At 39.4% G+C, this 19,319-nt stretch carries 13 protein-coding genes and 1 pseudogene; 7 read left to right on the top strand and 7 right to left on the bottom strand.

Annotated elements, in window-relative coordinates:
* Positions 1-10: 10 nt before the first annotated feature.
* From P162_RS01850 to P162_RS01865, 4 genes are all read right to left on the bottom strand, one after another.
* The gene (locus tag P162_RS01850; protein WP_031425490.1) at positions 11-1,333 is read right to left on the bottom strand and encodes a sigma-54-dependent transcriptional regulator; all 1,323 of its coding nucleotides are present in this window, start codon (positions 1,331-1,333) and stop codon (positions 11-13) included.
* A 4-nt stretch (positions 1,334-1,337) separates the two neighbouring features.
* Positions 1,338-2,417, bottom strand: coding sequence for a sensor histidine kinase (locus P162_RS01855; RefSeq protein WP_031425491.1), 1,080 nt, complete (start codon positions 2,415-2,417; stop codon positions 1,338-1,340).
* Between the two features lie 68 nt (positions 2,418-2,485).
* On the bottom strand, positions 2,486-3,109 hold the full coding sequence (locus P162_RS01860) for an HPP family protein (protein ID WP_031425492.1): 624 nt from the start codon (positions 3,107-3,109) through the stop codon (positions 2,486-2,488).
* 40 nt (positions 3,110-3,149) lie between these two features.
* The gene (locus P162_RS01865; protein ID WP_031425493.1) at positions 3,150-4,430 is read right to left on the bottom strand and encodes a chloride channel protein; all 1,281 of its coding nucleotides are present in this window, start codon (positions 4,428-4,430) and stop codon (positions 3,150-3,152) included.
* 573 nt (positions 4,431-5,003) lie between these two features.
* On the opposite strand from P162_RS01865, the gene P162_RS01875 reads away from it, so the two are divergent.
* The 6 genes from P162_RS01875 (at position 5,004) to P162_RS01900 (ending at position 15,146) form a co-directional block, all read left to right on the top strand.
* Positions 5,004-5,978 (top strand): hypothetical protein, encoded by a 975-nt coding sequence (locus tag P162_RS01875; RefSeq protein WP_031425495.1) that lies wholly within the window; start codon positions 5,004-5,006, stop codon positions 5,976-5,978.
* A gap of 291 nt (positions 5,979-6,269) precedes the next feature.
* Entirely contained in the window at positions 6,270-6,836 is a 567-nt protein-coding gene (locus P162_RS01880; RefSeq protein WP_051907735.1) for a hypothetical protein, read from the top strand.
* 306 nt (positions 6,837-7,142) lie between these two features.
* Entirely contained in the window at positions 7,143-7,454 is a 312-nt protein-coding gene (locus P162_RS18040) for a DUF6660 family protein (RefSeq protein ID WP_051907736.1), read from the top strand.
* A gap of 87 nt (positions 7,455-7,541) precedes the next feature.
* On the top strand, positions 7,542-11,879 hold the full coding sequence (locus tag P162_RS01890) for a CusA/CzcA family heavy metal efflux RND transporter (protein ID WP_031425498.1): 4,338 nt from the start codon (positions 7,542-7,544) through the stop codon (positions 11,877-11,879).
* A 10-nt stretch (positions 11,880-11,889) separates the two neighbouring features.
* On the top strand, positions 11,890-13,068 hold the full coding sequence (locus P162_RS01895) for an efflux RND transporter periplasmic adaptor subunit (protein ID WP_035916753.1): 1,179 nt from the start codon (positions 11,890-11,892) through the stop codon (positions 13,066-13,068).
* A gap of 86 nt (positions 13,069-13,154) precedes the next feature.
* Positions 13,155-15,146 carry a heavy metal translocating P-type ATPase gene (locus P162_RS01900; protein ID WP_035916756.1) on the top strand — a complete coding sequence of 664 codons (1,992 nt, stop codon included), beginning with the start codon at positions 13,155-13,157 and terminating at the stop codon, positions 15,144-15,146.
* A gap of 841 nt (positions 15,147-15,987) precedes the next feature.
* Here the strand turns inward: P162_RS01900 and P162_RS18045 are convergent.
* The 3 genes and pseudogenes from P162_RS18045 to P162_RS01915 form a co-directional block, all read right to left on the bottom strand.
* Positions 15,988-16,113 (bottom strand): annotated as a pseudogene (locus P162_RS18045) (IS3 family transposase); the annotation flags it as partial.
* Positions 16,114-16,385: 272 nt separating this feature from the next.
* The gene (locus P162_RS01910) at positions 16,386-17,486 is read right to left on the bottom strand and encodes an AI-2E family transporter (RefSeq protein ID WP_031425501.1); all 1,101 of its coding nucleotides are present in this window, start codon (positions 17,484-17,486) and stop codon (positions 16,386-16,388) included.
* A gap of 573 nt (positions 17,487-18,059) precedes the next feature.
* The gene (locus P162_RS01915) at positions 18,060-18,461 is read right to left on the bottom strand and encodes a BLUF domain-containing protein (protein WP_164076184.1); all 402 of its coding nucleotides are present in this window, start codon (positions 18,459-18,461) and stop codon (positions 18,060-18,062) included.
* A gap of 504 nt (positions 18,462-18,965) precedes the next feature.
* Between P162_RS01915 and P162_RS01920 the strand changes: the two genes are divergently transcribed.
* Positions 18,966-19,310: a DUF202 domain-containing protein gene (locus tag P162_RS01920; RefSeq protein WP_051907737.1), complete on the top strand. Its 345-nt coding sequence runs from the start codon at positions 18,966-18,968 to the stop codon at positions 19,308-19,310.
* Positions 19,311-19,319: the final 9 nt, after the last annotated feature.

Here is a 19,319-nt window from a genome sequence, read left to right on the forward strand (position 1 = left end):
GTATTAAACTTTACTCACTGATCTTGTCCCGGAGGGTTTTTCTGGTAATCTGAAGGATTTCGGCAGCCTTGGTTTTATTGTTGCCCGTTGCCCGGAGTACTTTTCTAATGTACCTAACCTCCATTTCTTTTAAGGGAACGAGCGCTCCTTGCGGAAAATCAATTGAATACTTAAGGTTATCTGGCAACTGAGCAGGAGTGATCGTTTTATCACACATTATCACTGCCCGCTGAATTACATTTTCAAGCTCCCTTATATTTCCCGGCCAACTGTGACGTTCTAAAATAGTGAGAACCGCAGGCTCAAGCTGAATATAGCGGTCTCTATATTCTATCCCGTATTTGAAAAGGAATTTTTCGGCCAATTTTGGGATATCTTCTTTTCGTTCGCGAAGTGGGGGTACCTCTATTTCGACTACGGTGAGGCGATAAAAGAGATCCTCCCTAAATGTTCCCTTCTTGATCATGTCAGGCAGGTTACCATTGGTAGCTGCAATAACTCGCAGATCTAACTTTTCCGGCTTCTGGGAACCCACGCGCACCACCTCCTTTTCCTGAAGCACACGTAGCAATCTGGACTGTACTGCCAGTGGAGCATTTCCTATCTCATCTAAAAAAATGGTTCCTCCGGCAGCCGCCTGAAAAAAACCACTCCTATTGGTATCTGCTCCGGTAAAAGCGCCCTTGACATATCCAAAAAGCTCTGCTTCCAACAAATTTTCGGGAATTCCCCCACAGTTAACGGCAATGAAGGGCGCACGCGAAAATTTGCCCTGATAGTGAATGGAACGTGCCACAAGCTCTTTTCCTGTACCGCTTTCTCCCTTTATGAAAATGGTGGCCTTATTGTCCTTCACGCGTTCAATGACCTCTATTACCTCTTTTATTTTTTCAGAACCACCTATGATATCACCGTATGCATGCGATTTTTTGAACCCAGAGGATCCTTCTGTTTTTTTATCCAACTGCGAAAATGCTTGTGATATCGCAGTCTCGAGTTCACCTTTGGTAAAAGGTTTAGTAAGGTACTCCACCACACCGGATTTTATTACTTTCAGGGAATCCTGGATGGATGGATATCCAGTAATCACCAGTTTCTGCATCTGGGGATAATGCTCTGAGGCAAACTTTATGAGTTCAAAACCGTCTATATCGGGCATTTTGAGATCTGTGATAAGCAGGTCTATAGGTGTATCCTTTAAAATGCCCACTGCCTCTTTTACCGAAACAGCTTTATAGGTATGGTAGTCCCATGTTTTCAAATGGCGCTGCAAGAGCTCTAAAATGTTGGGATCGTCATCAACCAGTAGGATATTTTCGTTTTTCAGTTGCATAGGGTCAGGATTTTGGTAGGGTTACGGTAAATGTGGCGCCGTGATCTTTATTGTTGACGGCCGTGATGGTTCCCTTATGACTGGCGACGATACCGTGTACCACACTAAGGCCAAGGCCAACACCCTCGCCCACCGGTTTTGTCGTAAAAAAGGGCTGAAACACTTTTTCAAGGGCCGCTTCTGTGAGCCCACTGCCTTCATCCTCTATTTTGAGGATAACAAAATCTTCATTTTGAACCGCTTCTACGGTGACCAGGGCATTTTTTGGTGAAAAATAGATCGCATTGATCACCAGGTTAAAAATAATCTGTGTGAGCTGAATGATATCTGCGCGCAACCATAGCTGCTCTTCCTCAATTTTTACAATATATTTTACTTGATTTTTTCTAAAGGTGGCATCCAGCAGGTCCATTGCGCTTTTGATGCTTGGTACGATATTTACCCTTTTCATTTCTTGGGGCATTTCACAGGCAAAGAACATAAGTTTTTTTACAACTTCGCGGGAAAAAATAGCGCTGCTTATGATTTTTTCAACATCCGATTCGGACTCCTGATCGCCTTTTGTCTTTGGCTTTAAAAGTTCGGCGTAGCCCAGGATGTTCGCAAGCGGGGTATTGAGTTCATGGGCTATACCTGCTGTGAGCTCACCCAGGATATTTAACCTGTCGGCACGTTCCATCTGCATTTTCAGACGGGATTCACTATCTCTAATCTCTATGCGTTCCATCAGATCGCCTATTTTGAGCGCCACATTATCCATTAACTGCTGCTCTTCCTTTAAAAAGCGGAGATTTTCTTTGTTCAGGTGGGCTTTTATACTGCCCACTTTTTTGTTGAAAAGGGAAATGGTGGAATACATCACCACAAAATCCATGGTCTTGCCGGTAGTAACCTGATGTCCCGGAATGAAAATACTGATCTCTGTGTCCGGTGGAAACTGAAATGCCTTTTTAAGGCTCTTTGCTATCGCTTTGAGTTCCTCAAAAAGCTTTGTATCGGTCACGTTCATAAGAATCGAAGATACCTCATAGAGACAGGTCAACTCTTTGATGCGTTCTTTTAGGGCAGCCTCTGTAGTATTCATCATTTTTGCGCTTTATATTATGCAAAAATACAGTTATGACCCAATGCTATTGAGGTTTACCTTACATTTTATGCTTCTTTGCGTTCCCGCTGGCGTCTTCTGAACTTAAAGATACGCGTAAGTCTACTGTTTGTAGGATAACTTCTGTATTTGGTAAGATTGTTGAAAATAAGTGCGGTAATAAATAAGATGAGCACTCCCGTTAAAACGGGCGATAGTACATAAAAATAACCCAGTTCCTTGATTTTTGCCGTTCCTGTTATGGCGATCAGCGCGGTCGCGCCACCCGGCGGGTGCATGGTTTTGGTAATTTGCATCGCCACAATGGAACTCGCCACTGCCAGTGGGGCGGTGATCCATAAAATATCGGGAATTAATTTAAAAACGGTTACCCCTATTATTGCAGACACCACATGACCGCCTATAAGATTTCTGGGCTGCGCCAGCGGACTCTGGATTGCGCCATAGACCAGCACACTTGAGGCGCCAAAAGAACCGATCAAGAATATATTTTCAAGACGCGGGATCATAAAAGATTGCGACAGCGCAATAAGACCGATACCAAAAAAAGAACCAATAAAAGACCAAAACTGCTCCCTGCCATCAATTAGGGTTTCCTTGTAGATCACATACCTTGAAATACGGGCATTTCTTTTGATTTTTTGCTGTATTTTTTTGCTCTTTTTACCCATTTTTCGGTATAAATTGGTCGGTTTTTAACTTCACACTTCTTTATTCTTCTTCTTTTAAGGCCTCCAATTGCGAACCTATAAACGGAATTCTAGGTGCCAAAAAATAGCCTGTTAAACTTGCGAACAAAATGGGGATCAAGTAAGAAAATCCAGTTAATGTAGCGAGCAAAATGGTTGTGCTCATGGGCGTTCTCGTGGCGCAGGAATTAATGGCTGCCATACAGCTTATAATGGCCAGTGTCAGATTTGTGAATGGGAAAAAATAGTGAATGATCAGGCCCAGCGTGGCGCCCACAAAAAATAAAGGGATGATAAATCCACCGCGCCAACCAGAAGTCACCGTGATTGCGATGGCAATGATTTTGAAGACCAAAATGCCAAATAAAACAGTAATGGACAATTTTTGATCCAAAAGCACATTGATCTCATGATGTCCAAAATATCGCGTAAGGGGAAAATAATATGCGATAACCCCCAGCAAAACCCCACCAATTAATGTTTTGATATAAATGGGAAGCGGGCGATGGTCAAAGATTTTTTTAAGAGATTTTGTGCAGTAAATAAAAATCCAAGCGATGATAGTCCCTAGAATACCGAATACGATGGCATATCCAAAATCAAACAGGCCAGAATACTCATACGCCGAAAGATCCCATACCTCCCCAAGGCCCAGATGAATGATCAGGGCAAACACGATATAACTGAAACAGCTTGCTACCAGTGCAGGAATTATAGCCCTATAATATTCTACGGCATGCTTGTGATGCAAGATCTCCAGCGAAAACAGACTCCCACCCAGGGGAGCACCAAAAAGTGCGGTAAACCCGGAAGCCATACCGGCGATACTCAATGAGCGGAGTTCTTCCCCTTTTAACCGGAATACCTTTCCCAACCAGGTTCCGGTAGAACCAGTTACCTGTACCAGAGGCGCTTCAGGACCCAAACTTCCGCCAGATGCAACGCAGAGAAGTGAGGAAAGGATCATGGAGGGATTGTTTTTGGGATCGAGCCTGCCCTTATTGAATCTAATGTTATTCACTATTAAATGAATCTCCCCGGGATCACCGATAAAGTGAATGATCAGTCCAGCCAATAGACCACAAACGGCCATAACAATGATCACCCAAAAATCCTCAAAAAAAGCCAGCTGATTGGTCAAGAACTCCAGTATGATCCAATAAACACCGGCAATGCAGCCGCCTATCAAACCCAAAAGTGCCCAAAGGAAAAAGACCCTCCCAAATACAAAATGATCAAACCTTAAGGGCTGATCTAGAATATTGAGATAGTTCACTAATTTTTTGCGACGTTTGATTTTCATGGATCAAATACTTGATGGCTTGAGTTCTCGCAAATTTATGGTACCACAAGTTGTCTGCGACTTTAAAAAAGAAATAAACGGCATTGTTTATCGAAAAGAAAACCGTTCAAATTTGATTTTGCAAAATTTCATTTATTCCTAAAGCTCTTGTATTGTTGATTTAAATCTAGTGGTAGCATTTAAAATTGATCAATTAAAAAAATGCTGACAAAAACGGATCCAGAACAATTTTACCCTGTTCCTACGGTAATTAACTTGGAGCAAAAAAACCCAGGATTATTGAGACTTTCTGAATCTGAAGTTTATTCCCCGAGACCAATTATTCAACTTTTCAAAATACCCTCCAGAGAGATATTTAGGATCTCAGCTCTTCGTTTAATAGACTCTAAAAACAAATTAGAGAGTTCTAGCAGAATCGGAGTATTAAAATAAGAAGTTTTTATACCTCCTTTGACATGACATAAGATCAATGCCCGAACCAGCCACAATTAGGTACAAAGCTCATAGAGGCATTCCCCATAACTACGACAAAAGGACAAAATTTCCTATATTTATCAAACGCAAAAACGAACCATGGCAGGTGTATATCCGCAAAATACCGCACTCCCTTATACATTGACCCTTACAGGTAACCTTACCGCAAATATGGAAAATCCTCCCTTTCTAGAGATTGAAGAGTTTCATTTGTCCAAAAGTGAAGCGAAAAGAAATATTATAACAGCATTATTAAAACAAGGAATAAAGTCACCAAAGGGAGGTTGGGAAAGAGCGACTTACAAGATTTCAGGAAAAGATTATACATTTAATGATTTATATAAATCCGCTAGAAAATCTGGCATTATCCCATTTATACAGTTTGAGATGGATCGAACTGATGAAGTATTTGGTGGAACAAGGTTCGGTATATCCACGCCAACGATTGGTTTTAACAAAGTAACATCATCTTATGCCGGCGTGACAAAAGAATTAACACCCCCCATGACAGACCAGCCAGTAGAATTTGAAATTACCAAGGATATAATGTTTTATCGTGAAGAAGCTTGTCTCTACAGTAAGGAATATGATTTTACATTTTGTACAAGATATTATAGGGCATATTTGTCTTCATGTATCTCATTAGTCGACGCATTTATTAATCGTCACATTTTAATATATAAGTTTAGGGGTTTAAATAGCGAAGATTTTTTACAATTGCAAAAAACTAGTAGACTTGAGGACAGAATAGGAATATTTCTAAAAGTGTCGTGTGGTAAAGATCTGACAGCTATTAATAGTGGTCAAGAATGGATTCATTTTAAAAAATTAAGACAATTAAGGAATGAGATGACGCATATTAATAGTGCTTCGTTAGGATACTCGATACACGAGTTCGCTGATCATTTCAATTATGTCAGGAAAGGTGTTGGTGGATTGCTAAAACAAATCAGAATCGCTCAAGGAAAAGATTCTTTAACTTTTATAGAAAAATTACGGACTGCACCATTTGTATATTTTAATGAAATCACCCATAGGTCAGATAAAAAGCATATAATCAAAAGGCGAAAATAAAATAACCTTCCCTTTTAGAACTGAACTTTTTGGAAGTATAGTTTTTCAGGGTATAAATGAACTTCAATAAGATTTACATTAACAGTAGGTTTTTGGTATTTAAACCCAGGTTTCTTTGAACTTATAAATTAATTTCTGAAGTTATTTTGCATGGCTTAGTAGGCTTCTCCACAAATAAAAATTTTTTGCTTTAAGATGAAAAGGTTAAAAAGTTAGTAAATTCATGTTGGCAAATGGCTCACATTAATCAGAGGCCGTAGAATCGGAAAGAGAAAATTTAAAATTTCATAAATGAAGAAATATTTGATCATCGCAGCTATACTTTTAATGGAGTTGAGTTTGTTTGCTCAGGTTAAAATAGAAGAAACTCAAAATGATCTAAGTCAGGCAGAGGATGGTTATATTAGAACATTTAAGATATTTCCAACATCGAATATGTGGTATTTTATAAAAATGAATACCAGAACCGGACAAATGTGGCAAATTGAATTTGATCAGAATGAATCGAATCAATTGCAAACACCTTTAAACAGTTTATCCTTGGTTGAGAATCAGGAAGAAGTAGACAATAGGTTTACTCTCTATCCCACACAGAATACTTGGACTTTTTTACTCCTTGACCAAATAAATGGAAAAATCTGGCAAATGAATTGGGATCAGAAACCTGAAAAGACATATGTCAAACCTCTAGACAATCCTCACATCAGTAAGAAACAAGAAGCGATTGATTACAGATTTGCTCTCCATCCGACCTCAAATGATTGGAGTTTTTTACTTCTCGATAAAATAAATGGTAATTTTTGGCAAATTAATTTGTCAAAAAAAATTGAAAAATCTGAAATTATACCCATTAAGTAAATGATTAAAAATTAGCTATTCATTTAAGATCTTAACACACGAAGATTCAATCTAGAAATTACAGATAAATTTTACCGGTATATTTTAACCCTCCTATAAATGAACTTTCAAAATAAAAATTTAGAAGGATTGTAATTTTGAACCGGTAATTACTTATTTGTATTTGAACTTTAATAATTTACTATATATTAGATCGTTTAGTGAACTCTTCCATAATACTGTAAAGTTTGAAATTCATTATTTAAGCATTAATTTTTTCTGGATGCAAAATTGATATGAACACTATATTTTACTAAATTTGCAGATGTGAAAAATCTGGCGCTACTATTTTCTATCTATCTTTTGGGACTTAATGTTGTCCTATGCGAAGATAACAGGATAACATTGCCAGCAGATTCAAATATGCAGGAAATTACCCAGGATACACAACACCTGCCGGCTGATTCTGATAATTGCAGCCCCTTTTGCCAGTGTCAGTGTTGTCACGTGCACGTTGTTAATTTTTATGCTACACCTTTTAAAGCAGTGGGACCCGCTATCTCTACCCTTATTATACAAAAAGGAGGGGGTCCAGGCGTAGAAATCCCCTATATTCAATTCCAGCCACCGCGGGTTTAATTCAGTTCTAAGGATATTTATGTCCTTTTCCCATTGATCATTTATGATCAATCTCTTTTTTAAACTGAATTAAATTCTAATTTTTTTATGATTAATAAGATCATTGATTTTTCAATCAATAATAAATTTATTGTTGGTCTGCTTACGCTTGTTTTAATTGGGGTCGGTATCTGGAGTATGATGCAGGTTCCCGTAGACGCCCAGCCTGACATCACAAACAATCAGGTACAGGTAATCACCCAGGCGCCCAATCTGGGTACCGAAGATATTGAACAGTTCGTCACCTACCCCGTGGAAATCGCCATGAGCAACCTTCCAGGGGTAAAGGAAATCCGTTCTGTTTCCAGGTTTGGACTTTCAGTTTTGACCATTGTCTTCGAAGACGATATGGGAACCTATCTGCCCCGGCAGCTGGTTGCGGAGAAGCTAAATGCTGTGAAGGAAGAAATCCCGGAAGGTTTTGGCCAGCCATCTATGGGTCCCATTACCACCGGACTGGGAGAAATTTATCAGTATACCCTTGAAGTCGAAGAAAAATTCAAGGGTGACTATTCCCCCACTGAACTACGGACCATTCAAGATTGGATCGTACGAAGACAAATGGCAATGGTGCCCGGTGTTGTGGAAGTTAATGGCAGTGGAGGGCTTATAAAACAATACGAAGTTGCTGTAGATCCTGATGAGTTAAATGCTATTGGCCTCACCATATCAGATGTTTTTACTGCCCTGGAAAATAATAACCAAAACACGGGAGGGGCTTACATTAAGAAGGATCACCTGGCAAATTTTATCCGCGGGGAAGGTCTGGCACGTAGTGTAAAAGATATTCAAAGGATCGTAATCACAAACTCTGGCGGGGTCCCCATTACCGTTAAGGATGTCGGTGAAGTAAAAATGGGCAATGCTGTAAGGTATGGCGCACTTACAAAAAATGGAGAAGGTGAGGCTGTCGGCGGAATGGTAATGATGCTGAAGGGTGCCAATTCCAATGAGGTTATTGACAATGTAAAGGAGCGCATTGTTCAGATCCAAAAATCCCTTCCTGAAGGAATTTCCATCAAACCATTTTTAGACAGGAGCGAACTTATTAGCAAAACCACTTCCACGGTAACCTCAAACCTGCTGGAAGGTGGTCTTATAGTGATCTTTGTGCTGGTATTGCTGCTTGGCAACTGGCGTGGGGGCTTGATCGTGGCTTCCACCATCCCACTCTCCCTTCTTTTTGCCTTTATTTTGATGAATGTTTTTGACGTTTGGGCAAATCTTATGAGCCTGGGCGCGATAGACTTTGGGATTATTGTGGACGGCGCGGTAATAATCGTAGAAAGTACCGTTTTCACCATACAGCAGCAAATAAAAAAGAAGCGCGAGTTGAACCTTTGGGAAAAAGATGAAATCGCTTCATCTTCAGCAAAAAAGATGATGAATTCGGCATTTTTTGGGCAGTTGATCATATTGATCGTATTCCTGCCTATCCTGGCGCTAGAAGGGGTTGAAGGAAAAATGTTCAAGCCCATGGCGCTCACCTTTATTTTTGCCATGCTGGGGGCAATGATCCTTTGTCTCACTTATGTACCCATGATCTCGGCACTGTTTTTAAAAGAACCGAAGAACAGCAAAAAATCCTACGGCGATAAATTTATTTCCTGGCTTCAGAAAAACTATGAGCCGCTGTTGAATAAATCCCTGAAAGGGGGAAAATTGATCCTTGGCCTTGCCGTCGCATTTTTTGCCGTTGCCATATTCATTTTTACAAGAATGGGTGGGGAATTCATTCCACAGCTGGACGAGGGGGATATTGCTTTTCACACCATTTTACAACCCGGAAGCTCCTTGGATGAGGGGATAGCAACTTCTACTAAAATTGAAAAATTGCTGTTGGCCGAATATCCCGAAATTGAACAGGTAGTAAGCCGGTACGGGGTTTCAGATGTGCCTACAGATCCTATGCCCATGGACCTTGGTGACAGTTTTATCATTTTAAAAGATAAATCTGAATGGACTTCCGCAGGAACGAAAGATGAGCTTATTTCCAAAATAAAAGAAACCATCAGCGTTGTCCCCGGGGTAAGTTATGAATTTACCCAACCCGTAGAAATGCGGTTTAATGAACTGCTTACGGGGGTCCGCGAGGATATAGCCGTTAAACTTTATGGGGAGGACCTTGATCTGTTGGCCAGTAAAGCTCAGGAAATGGGTTCCATAATAAGTACCGTAAAAGGGGTGGCAGATATGAAGGTTGAAGCTACAGCAGGTTTGCCTCAGATAACGATCAATTATAACCGGGATAAAACAGCACAATATGGCCTTCAGATCAAAAATCTCAATTCCCTGGTGCAGTCGGCCTTTGCCGGAGGCCAGGCCGGGGTGATCTTTCAAGGGGAGAGGCGTTTTGACCTGGTAGTACGCCTTCGGGAAGAAGACCGTACCAATATTGAAAATATCAGGAACCTTTATGTAAACCTTCCCTCGGGATCTCAAATCCCCCTAAAGGAAGTGGCCGACATTAGCTACCAGCCCGGTCCAATGCAGATAAGCCGGGACAATACCAATAGGCGGACTTCTGTAGGGGTGAACATCCGGAACCGAGATGTAAAATCTGTAGTTGCGGATATCCAGGCTAAACTGGATGCCGAATTTGATCTGCCACCAGGATATTATATTCGTTATGGTGGTGCTTTTGAGAATTTTGAAAGGGCCAGTAAGCGCCTACAGATTGTAGTACCCATTGCGCTCCTGCTCATTTTTGTCCTTATCTATTTCGCCCTGAAGTCCTTTCAACAAGCTACGATGATCTATATCGCTATTCCCCTAGCAGCCATTGGGGGGATATTTTCCTTATGGCTCAGGGATATGCCCTTTAGTATTTCGGCTGGGGTGGGCTTTATCGTCCTGTTTGGAGTGGCAGTTTTGAACGGACTGGTACTCATAAGCGGCTTTAATGAACTTAAGGAAGATGGTGTGGTAGATGTGAACGAACGGATCATTAAAGGTTCCAAACGCAGGATCAGGCCAATATTACTTACAGCCCTTACCGATGTATTGGGATTTTTACCAATGGCAATTTCCAGTTCTGCAGGAGCTGAAGTTCAAAGGCCGCTCGCTACTGTAGTTATTGGAGGGCTAATTACTTCTACATTATTGACCCTGTTTATTTTACCCATCCTTTACAGATGGATGGAAAACAGAAAAATAAATACTACGGTAAATAGGAAGCTGGTTGCGGGGATAGCTGTTGCAGCAATTCTTCTTTCCGGATCAAATAATTTACAAGCCCAGGAGACCCCCGAAATGCTTCCTAAAATCACACGGGAGCAGGCTGTTGATAAGGCCCTAAAAAATTATCCGCTTTTGAAAAATAAAAACCGGGAGATCGAGCGGCAAGGGGTATTAAAAACTTCAGCTTGGGACCTTGGGCGAACCCAGATATCTACCGGGGGCGAAGAACTTGATGATGAAAGGGGGATTTATACGGTCCTGGCAATACAGCAACAAAACATAAATATTTTTGGGATCCTTCCAAAAAGTAAATTGGCCAAGCAGCGTGTTGCCCTGGCCGAAGATTCCTATGATCTGTCTCAACTACAAGTGGGCCGCGAGGTAAAAACGGCCTGGACCGAAACTTTTGCTGCAAAAAGGCAATACCTTCTGTTTGAGCGGTTGGATTCGCTTTATATAAGTTTGAAAAAAGCGGTCGAATTGCGATATGAAGTGGAAGCCATCTCCAAGCTAGAAGCACTTACTTTAAGAAACAGGATCAGTGAGGTCAAGATCAAAAAGCAACAGGCGCAAAGCGACTACCTTACCACCTTGCAAAAATTAAATCTGTGGCTGGGTGAAGAAGCGGAATTTACCGTTACCGATGATTTTGAAACAAAATTGGTTCCCGAAGAAGAATTGCTGCTCAAAGCACAGCATCCTTTACTACAGATCCCCAAACAGGAGGTCGCGGTGGCCATTGCACGACAGAGGGTTAAAAGATCAGATCTCCTTCCAGATCTTAACTTTCAATACGGCTTTCAAAGAATAAATGGCACCAGTGGATTTTACAGCTATCAGGCAGCGATCAGAATCCCTATACTGTCGGGGCCTGATTATGCTGAAGTAAAGGCTGCCAAAATAGAGAAAGAAATAGCAGAGGAAGCAGCGGGATTTGCAGAGGAACGGGTACAGACAGGATTTTTCATCACTGTTCAAAATTATAAAAATTGGAAATCCTCGTGGGAATTTTATAGGGATCAAGTGCTGCCATTTCTTGAAGAACAAAGGCAGGGCTCATTTCTCGCTTTCAATGAGGGCGCCATAGAATATGTAGCTTTCATTCAAAACCTCGATAATGCAGTACAATCAGAATTAAGGGCACTGGAAGCTTACAAGAATTACCAGATCGCGCTTGCAGAACTACAATTTTACTTGAACGACTAAAAAAGAAAATATGAAATTTATAAATATAGCATTGTTTTGCACTTTATCTTTCCTGGTTTCCTGTGATGAAAACAAAAAAACTGCGGAGATCAAAAAAGAAACAACAGAAACGAATACCGCTGAAACTGCAAAAGAGGCGATGCTTTCCCAACAGCAGTACAGTAGCTTAAATATGAAGATCGACACCCTTAGCACCCGGCTTATGACAGGATTTGTAGAGGCTAATGGTCGACTGGAAGTCCCACCTCAAAACGAAGCCACGATCACTCCCGTGATTGGCGGGAATGTGGTAAACATTAAGGTTATTGAAGGGGATAATGTCAAAAAGGGCAGTGTTTTAGCATCTATTGAACATCCGGACATCATAAAAATACAAACTGATTATATGAATGCGTCCAATCAACTGAATTTTCAGGAGAAGGAATTTCAAAGACAGCAGAAATTGTATAATGCCGGGGTCGGGTCAGGTGAAAGCTTCCAAAGAAGCGAAGCGGAGTACACAGGTATGAAAGGGCAGGTTTCAGGATTGGAAGCACAGCTGAGACAACTGAATGTAAATCCAGAGGCTGTAAAAAAAGGGAATATTCAACGGCAAATCCCCATCTTGAGCCCAATAGAAGGGGCCGTGCAGGCAGTTGGTGTGAAAATTGGACAGTTCGTACAGGCCCAGACCAATATGTTTGAGATCATCAATACCGATCATGTACACGCAGAACTTATAGTATTTGAAAAAGATGTCGCCAAACTGAAAGTAGGCCAAAAGATTTATATGACCGCGGAATCTTTACCTGGTACAGAATTAACTGCTGAAGTCCTCTCCATCGGCAAGAATTTTGAGCAGGATGTAAAAGCGCTACACGTGCACGCTGAAATTGAAAATCAACCTGAAAACCTGGTCCCCGGTATGTATGTACGTGCAAGGATTGCAGTAGATGATAATCGCAGTATGGCCCTACCTGCATCTGCTATTGTTAAGGATGGAGAAAGGTTTATAACTTTTACTGCTGAAAAAGAAGGGGATGCCTGGAGTTTTAAGCCGGTAGAAGTTATACCAGGTACCGAAGAAAATGAGTGGGTTGCCGTAAATTTCTTGAACGAACTGCCAACAGGAACAAGATTTGCCTTCAACAATGCGTATTACTTGATGGCCGAGATGAAAAAAGGTGAAGGTGGCGGCCACCATCATTAATAGACCTGATTTGCGCGGAAACCAATGCACTTCCGTTGCACTGCCCTTTATTCTAGTTTTACCCTTGTTTATTAAAACCTGTTACGATGATCAAAGAAGATAAAGAGAGAGAAGAACGTGATCCAATGGAAATAAATTCTCCAAGAACGGCGGAAAAACCCAGGTCAAATAGTTCCACAAATGGAGATAGTTGTTGTGGCACGGGATCAAAAAAGGATGATGGGAAAAAAGAGTCATATATCCCAACCATAATCAGCCTTTTACTTCTTGTCAGTGGTATTTTACTTGACTATTTAGATGTTGAGTGGTTCGGCGGATATATTCGCATGGGTATTTTCGGTATCGCTTATCTTTTAGTGGGGGCTAAAGTGTTAAAGCATGCCATTACCAATATGGCCAAAGGAAATGTCTTCAATGAATTTTTTTTGATGACCATTGCAACGCTGGGGGCTTTTTATATTGGAGAATTCGCTGAAGGAGTCGCCGTGATGCTGTTTTATGTTATTGGAGAGCATTTTCAGGAAGCTGCAGTTGCACGCTCCCGAAAATCTATAAAGGAGCTTATAGATAACCGGCCAGAAAAAGTGGGTCTAATAATGGGTGGGGAGGTGGTAAGCACAAATCCACGACAGGTCGGACTGGGAGAAATCATTCAGATAAAAGTTGGGGAGAAAGTGGCATTAGACGGAGAAATACAGAGTGAAGGTTCTTCTTTTAATACAGCGGCCCTGACCGGGGAATCTAAACCGGATACTAAGAAAAAGGGGGAAACCGTTCTTGCGGGAATGATCAATCTGGAGAGGGTTGTGGATTTAAAAGTTACTTCTACTTATGACGAGAGTGCGCTTTCAAAGATCCTGAACCTGGTAGAAGAAGCTAGCGGACGAAAAGCAAAAACCCAGAAGTTTATAACCAAATTTGCAAAGATCTATACCCCCATTGTAGTTTTTATGGCAGTGGGCCTTACCCTCCTGCCCTACTTTTTTGTGGAAACTTACGTTTTTGATGACTGGTTATACCGTGCACTTGTATTTTTGGTGATCTCCTGTCCCTGTGCCCTGGTAATTTCAATTCCCCTTGGATATTTTGGGGGCATTGGTGCTGCCTCTAAAAACGGGATGCTCTTTAAAGGTGCAAATTTCCTCGACCTTATTACAAAGGTCGATACCGTTGTAATGGACAAGACGGGCACCCTCACCGAAGGTGTTTTTAAGGTTCAGGAAATTAGGGCAGACACTATTCCCGAGGAACAGCTTATCGCTCTTACCGCTGCACTTGAAGCTAAATCCACACATCCCATAGCTAGGGCGATTGTAGAATATGCAGGTAATTCTTATAAAGAAATAGATATTTCTAATGTGGAAGAGATTGCGGGCCATGGGTTGAAGGGGAAATGGAACAGCAAAGAAGTTCTAGTGGGAAATGCGAAATTACTCCAGAAGTATGGTGTTGATTTTGATAAGCAGATCAACACAATTGTGGAAAGCATTGTATTGGTTGCCATTGACGGTAAATTTGGCGGATATTTTATCATTGCCGATAAAATTAAAGATGATGCACCTTTAGCCATTAAAAAACTCCATGATTATGGGGTCCAAACAATCGTGATGCTATCAGGGGATAAAGACACTATTGTCCAAAGAGTGGCCAAAGAATTAAAAATAGACCGCGCATACGGTGGGTTATTGCCCCAGGATAAGGTAACCCATGTTGAAGAACTAAAGGCCGAGGGAAAAAAGGTAGCCTTTGTGGGGGATGGGATCAATGATGCCCCGGTAATAACTTTAGCGGACGTTGGATTTGCAATGGGGGCCCTGGGATCTGATGCCGCTATTGAAACGGCCGATATTGTGATACAGACCGACCAACCTTCAAAAATAGCCACGGCTATTAAGATCGGAAAAAAAACCAGACAAATCGTATGGCAGAACATAGCTTTGGCCTTTGGTGCAAAAGTTATTGTTCTTACCCTTGGGGCCTTTGGACTGGCTTCTTTGTGGGAGGCCGTATTTGCGGATGTGGGAGTGGCATTTCTGGCTATCCTTAATGCTGTAAGAATTCAAAATATGAAATTTTAATAAACAACATTCTCTAGACCATTGTTTCTAAAACGTAATGCCAATGACGGAATAGCTGACAAACAACTTTCAGCTTTATAAGGGCGTGATTTAATTCTTCCGATTGTACATAATATAACTTTTGAAGATTATCGTGAAATTAGTCTATTACTTGGCTCTCGCAGTGGAAAGACTACAACAGAAGATTCTATATGCCAAATCATAGATAAGTTAGGAAAAATTTTAGTTACAGATGAGTTTGAGTTGATAAAACACTTGGTGGTGTATTTGCTAAAGGCTACTCATAAAATAACAAAAATCTACTATACTTTAACCCACGAATATCTAAACTTTTCCAAGCATATTTGCAAAACCTATTTTATTGAACCTAACATTAAACATTTAAAAAAAAATCAAATTTAAATTTAAGATTTTTCTCTTTTACTAATTAAACGAAAATATAGCGGGCTCAAACACTTGTATCAAAATTGTACAATGATATGTGATTAAAATGTTATAAATTGAAAAATCAAACCTAGTATGACCAAAGTCCATCAAAATGAGCTAAATTAAATAAAAGTTCACAAAACGACACCATAGATTAGCAAACTGTTTGAAGCCCCTGTATTTACTGGTTCCTTACCTATTGGGTTCGAGCCCCAGCCAAGTCACTTCAATTATCAAGAAAACCTGTTAGATATATCTAGCAGGTTTTTTTAATATTAGGCATTTACTTTTATATGATTTGATTGAAAAAGTGAATAATTTGACTATTGGACTTTTAATAAAAGATCGGATAGTTTTTTAAGTCCTGAGCTACATTTTGCATTCGCAAAATTCTTGCTTCATTTAATAAGATGTTTCATTCCCTAAAAAAATGCAATAGTCTACTATTAAACCATATTGCTATATATTCGAAAATAGCGGTTTTAACGTCTTCTATAGGTTTAAAAATTAATATATGAATAAGTTCTACATTTAACTTTTTAAAGAAAGACTCTTCAACAGAAGTATCCCGTCGATTTCCCTTCTTACTTTTAGATTATATTACCAGAACATTTGAATTTAATCCCTGCTCTACTTGTTTTAGAAGCATATTTTTCCATCTATAAAAAAAGAAAATTTAAATACTTGATTATCCTGCTATCCATTACTGCTATTTTCCGAACTGGCATGCATACCTGGCGTTGGTAAGAAAAGCCCCTTAAGAAAAAATCAATGTATCCCCACAGACCATATTTTATAGCCTTTATCACACATCTATATTCCCTTTGTCCAAAATCTCACAAAACCATTTCGCCAGTAAAATTCTTTGATTATCACTTTGAGAACCGCATACATCGGTACGGCTACCATCATCCCCATAATACCAAAAAGGAGCCCTGAAGCAATAATAATCACGAAGATCTCCATGGGATGTGATTTCACGCTATTGGAATAAATGAAGGGCTGCGAAATGAAATTATCCACCAGTTGACCTATGGTCACGCCAATTAATACATAGCCCACAAGTGGCAATGCCCCATTTGAAAAATCAATATCAGAATGACTTGTGAGTGTGAGCAGCGCCATAAATACCGCACCTATAACTGGCCCGGCATAAGGTATAATATTGAATAGGGCACAAAAAAAAGAAACGATTAGCGCATTTTCTGTGCCTACCAGATAAAGGGTAATGGCATAAATAATGAATAAAATAAAGATCTGTAATACCAGTCCCAAAAAATAACGGGAGAGAAGGTCCTTAATCTTGTCCAGCGAACTAATGGTTTGTTTTCTATGTTCCTTCGGAATCATTGCCAACAGAAAACGTTGAATGGAACTGTGATCCTTGAGCATAAAAAAAGACATGAATAGTACCGAAAGAAGACCTATTGAAAGTTGGGTCAAGATGTTTATCAGCCTATCCATCAAGGTGGGGCCCTCCTCATCATCCATTTCCTCCATTACAGATTTCTCTATTTCCGTTTCTTTCACGGCATCGGCTACGTCTTGTTTGGAAGCACCAGAATATTCAGAAATCTTTTCATAAACCTTGTCTAGTTCCACCTGTATATTTTCTGGATCGTAAACGGCTATCTGTTTCGTCTGTTCTGCAAGCATGGGAACAAACATTAGACCCAGACCGCTCATAATTGCTAGAGCTATGACAAGCGCTATGACCGCACCCAGTGTTTTTGAAATATTGAGCCGTTCCCTGAAAAAATAGACTAAGGGTCGGCACAAAAGGGTCAATACCGCAGCAATTACCAGATAAATAATTAGTGTTCTCAGTTGATACAGAACAAACAGTAAAAGACCTAACCCCAGAAAAAAGGAGATTGCCTTAATAATTCCCTTTGCAAGAATATATGATCTCATGTAATTATCTTATTGATCCTAAAGCTCCTAACCGAAAAGTTTAACCATTAGATGAACGTTTAAATTGCTTTTAGGCCTATTTCTATAAGAGCACTTAAAAATCAAGGACTATTTAGTGTTCTAAAAAATCAAAAATATACATTTAAAGCGCGCTATGGTATTTTCATAAACTTTTGTTTACGATGATACCATAAAAGCAGTAACTTCAAAATAGTTAAGGTACTACCTAATAGGTAAAGCGACCCGATTTTCAATTTTTTAAGAATTAAAAATGGAATATTTAAGGAAACTAAATTTCAGAAAACAAGAAAATAATTAATATTGAAAGTTTGCTGTTCTGTATGGTTAATTGAAATCTTAATCCCAGAACATTGGGGAAAATAAGGAGAAAGATTGCAAAAATAAATGCGTAAATACTTTTAAAACTGCCAAGAGACATCTTAGAAAAATGGTTTGCTGGCATTCAAAAGCATTAAGTAATTTATGGAAACCGTTTTACTACACCTATGCCCTCCATAATCACTTTCGCTCGGTTAATGTGGCTAAAATTTAATTACTAGTGAATAAAGACCTTTAATCAAAAAAATCAAAGGGTTTTAGCAGACGAAGGATCTTTTCACAAGAATAAAAATTTTTATTGTTTCTTAAATACTTACGTATGTAGTTCAAATGATCATTAGTGGTCACCACATGAAAATTAGAATTATAATTTAAAAAGACCGGTTTTGCGGTAGAATGGTTATACACCTCAATAATGTCACCATGACGTGGGTCTTTTAATATTTTGTTATAAAGGGATGTTATATGTTCCTGCCCTCCTTCAAGTATTTGAAAAAAATTGCCAAAAGAATGGAGTAAAATTCCACTGACTATGCATTCATTATTGATCGCTGAAGCATGATCAAGTATGGAACCTATTTCCTTTTTAGATAAGTCCTCGCGGGATTTACTTACATAACATATAGTATGGGGCATTTTCATTCCTTGAAGTTTTTGGGTAATTATTAAAAGATAGAAAACAAGAATATCCTAATTGTTAAGATATATATGTTAATGGAATGATAAATTATGTATTTTAACAATTATTATTGCATTTGAGCGATTTTATGCTTCAGTCATGTTTAAACCATGTTAATTTAACTTTGATTCATTTAACTTTGATTCATTTCAAAATCTTCTATCCAGCTTTCTTTTCTGAAATTCTAATTTACGTTACTGCTATAGATTAAATTTTCGATTATAAACAGCGCTAAAATTCAAATACTTGTGTTTTCTAATTCGGAAATTTTAGATTTTTGGAGTTCTTTATAATTAACGTCGTTATAAGGAAAATATCTATCTTCACGACCGCTAATAATGCCAGAAATTCTATTTCTTTCCCATTATTAGTCAACATTATTGATACACAAGGATGGGAACTTATACGTAATTTGAAATGTAAATTTTTACGTAGGACAAAGCCTATTCAATAATGCATATATGAAAGGTAAATTCAGGAGATTGATTAAGTTTACAAATGATTATCAAAAAAAAGAGGATATCATTCTACGGGACCATCTTGCCATGGAAAGGACCAAACTTGCAAATGAGAGAACGTTATTATCCTATTTAAGAACGTCCCTTTATCTCATTCTAGGCGGCATAGCATTTCTGGGAATGCAGAATCTTGAAGAAATTAAACTCCTGGGTTATTTTTCCTTAGGACTTTCTATGGTGGTTCTTATAGTTGGCATCGCCCGTTTTTACCAACTTAAGAGACATCTGCGAAGAATGTATGAACCGTTACAGGATCCGGAAAAAAAGGAAATTAAAGAAAAGGATTAGCCTGCTATT

The organism is Flavimarina sp. Hel_I_48 (genome assembly GCF_000733945.1).
Classification (GTDB): domain Bacteria; phylum Bacteroidota; class Bacteroidia; order Flavobacteriales; family Flavobacteriaceae; genus Leeuwenhoekiella.

Coding starts and splice junctions, on each gene's coding strand:
- P162_RS01850 (WP_031425490.1), bottom strand. CDS start 1,333: ATGCAACTGAAAAACGAAAATATCCTACTGGTTGATGACGATCCCAAC.
- P162_RS01855 (WP_031425491.1), bottom strand. CDS start 2,417: ATGAATACTACAGAGGCTGCCCTAAAAGAACGCATCAAAGAGTTGACC.
- P162_RS01860 (WP_031425492.1), bottom strand. CDS start 3,109: ATGGGTAAAAAGAGCAAAAAAATACAGCAAAAAATCAAAAGAAATGCC.
- P162_RS01865 (WP_031425493.1), bottom strand. CDS start 4,430: ATGAAAATCAAACGTCGCAAAAAATTAGTGAACTATCTCAATATTCTA.
- P162_RS01875 (WP_031425495.1), top strand. CDS start 5,004: ATGGCAGGTGTATATCCGCAAAATACCGCACTCCCTTATACATTGACC.
- P162_RS01880 (WP_051907735.1), top strand. CDS start 6,270: ATGAAGAAATATTTGATCATCGCAGCTATACTTTTAATGGAGTTGAGT.
- P162_RS01890 (WP_031425498.1), top strand. CDS start 7,542: ATGATTAATAAGATCATTGATTTTTCAATCAATAATAAATTTATTGTT.
- P162_RS01895 (WP_035916753.1), top strand. CDS start 11,890: ATGAAATTTATAAATATAGCATTGTTTTGCACTTTATCTTTCCTGGTT.
- P162_RS01900 (WP_035916756.1), top strand. CDS start 13,155: ATGATCAAAGAAGATAAAGAGAGAGAAGAACGTGATCCAATGGAAATA.
- P162_RS01910 (WP_031425501.1), bottom strand. CDS start 17,486: ATGAGATCATATATTCTTGCAAAGGGAATTATTAAGGCAATCTCCTTT.
- P162_RS01915 (WP_164076184.1), bottom strand. CDS start 18,461: ATGCCCCATACTATATGTTATGTAAGTAAATCCCGCGAGGACTTATCT.
- P162_RS01920 (WP_051907737.1), top strand. CDS start 18,966: ATGAAAGGTAAATTCAGGAGATTGATTAAGTTTACAAATGATTATCAA.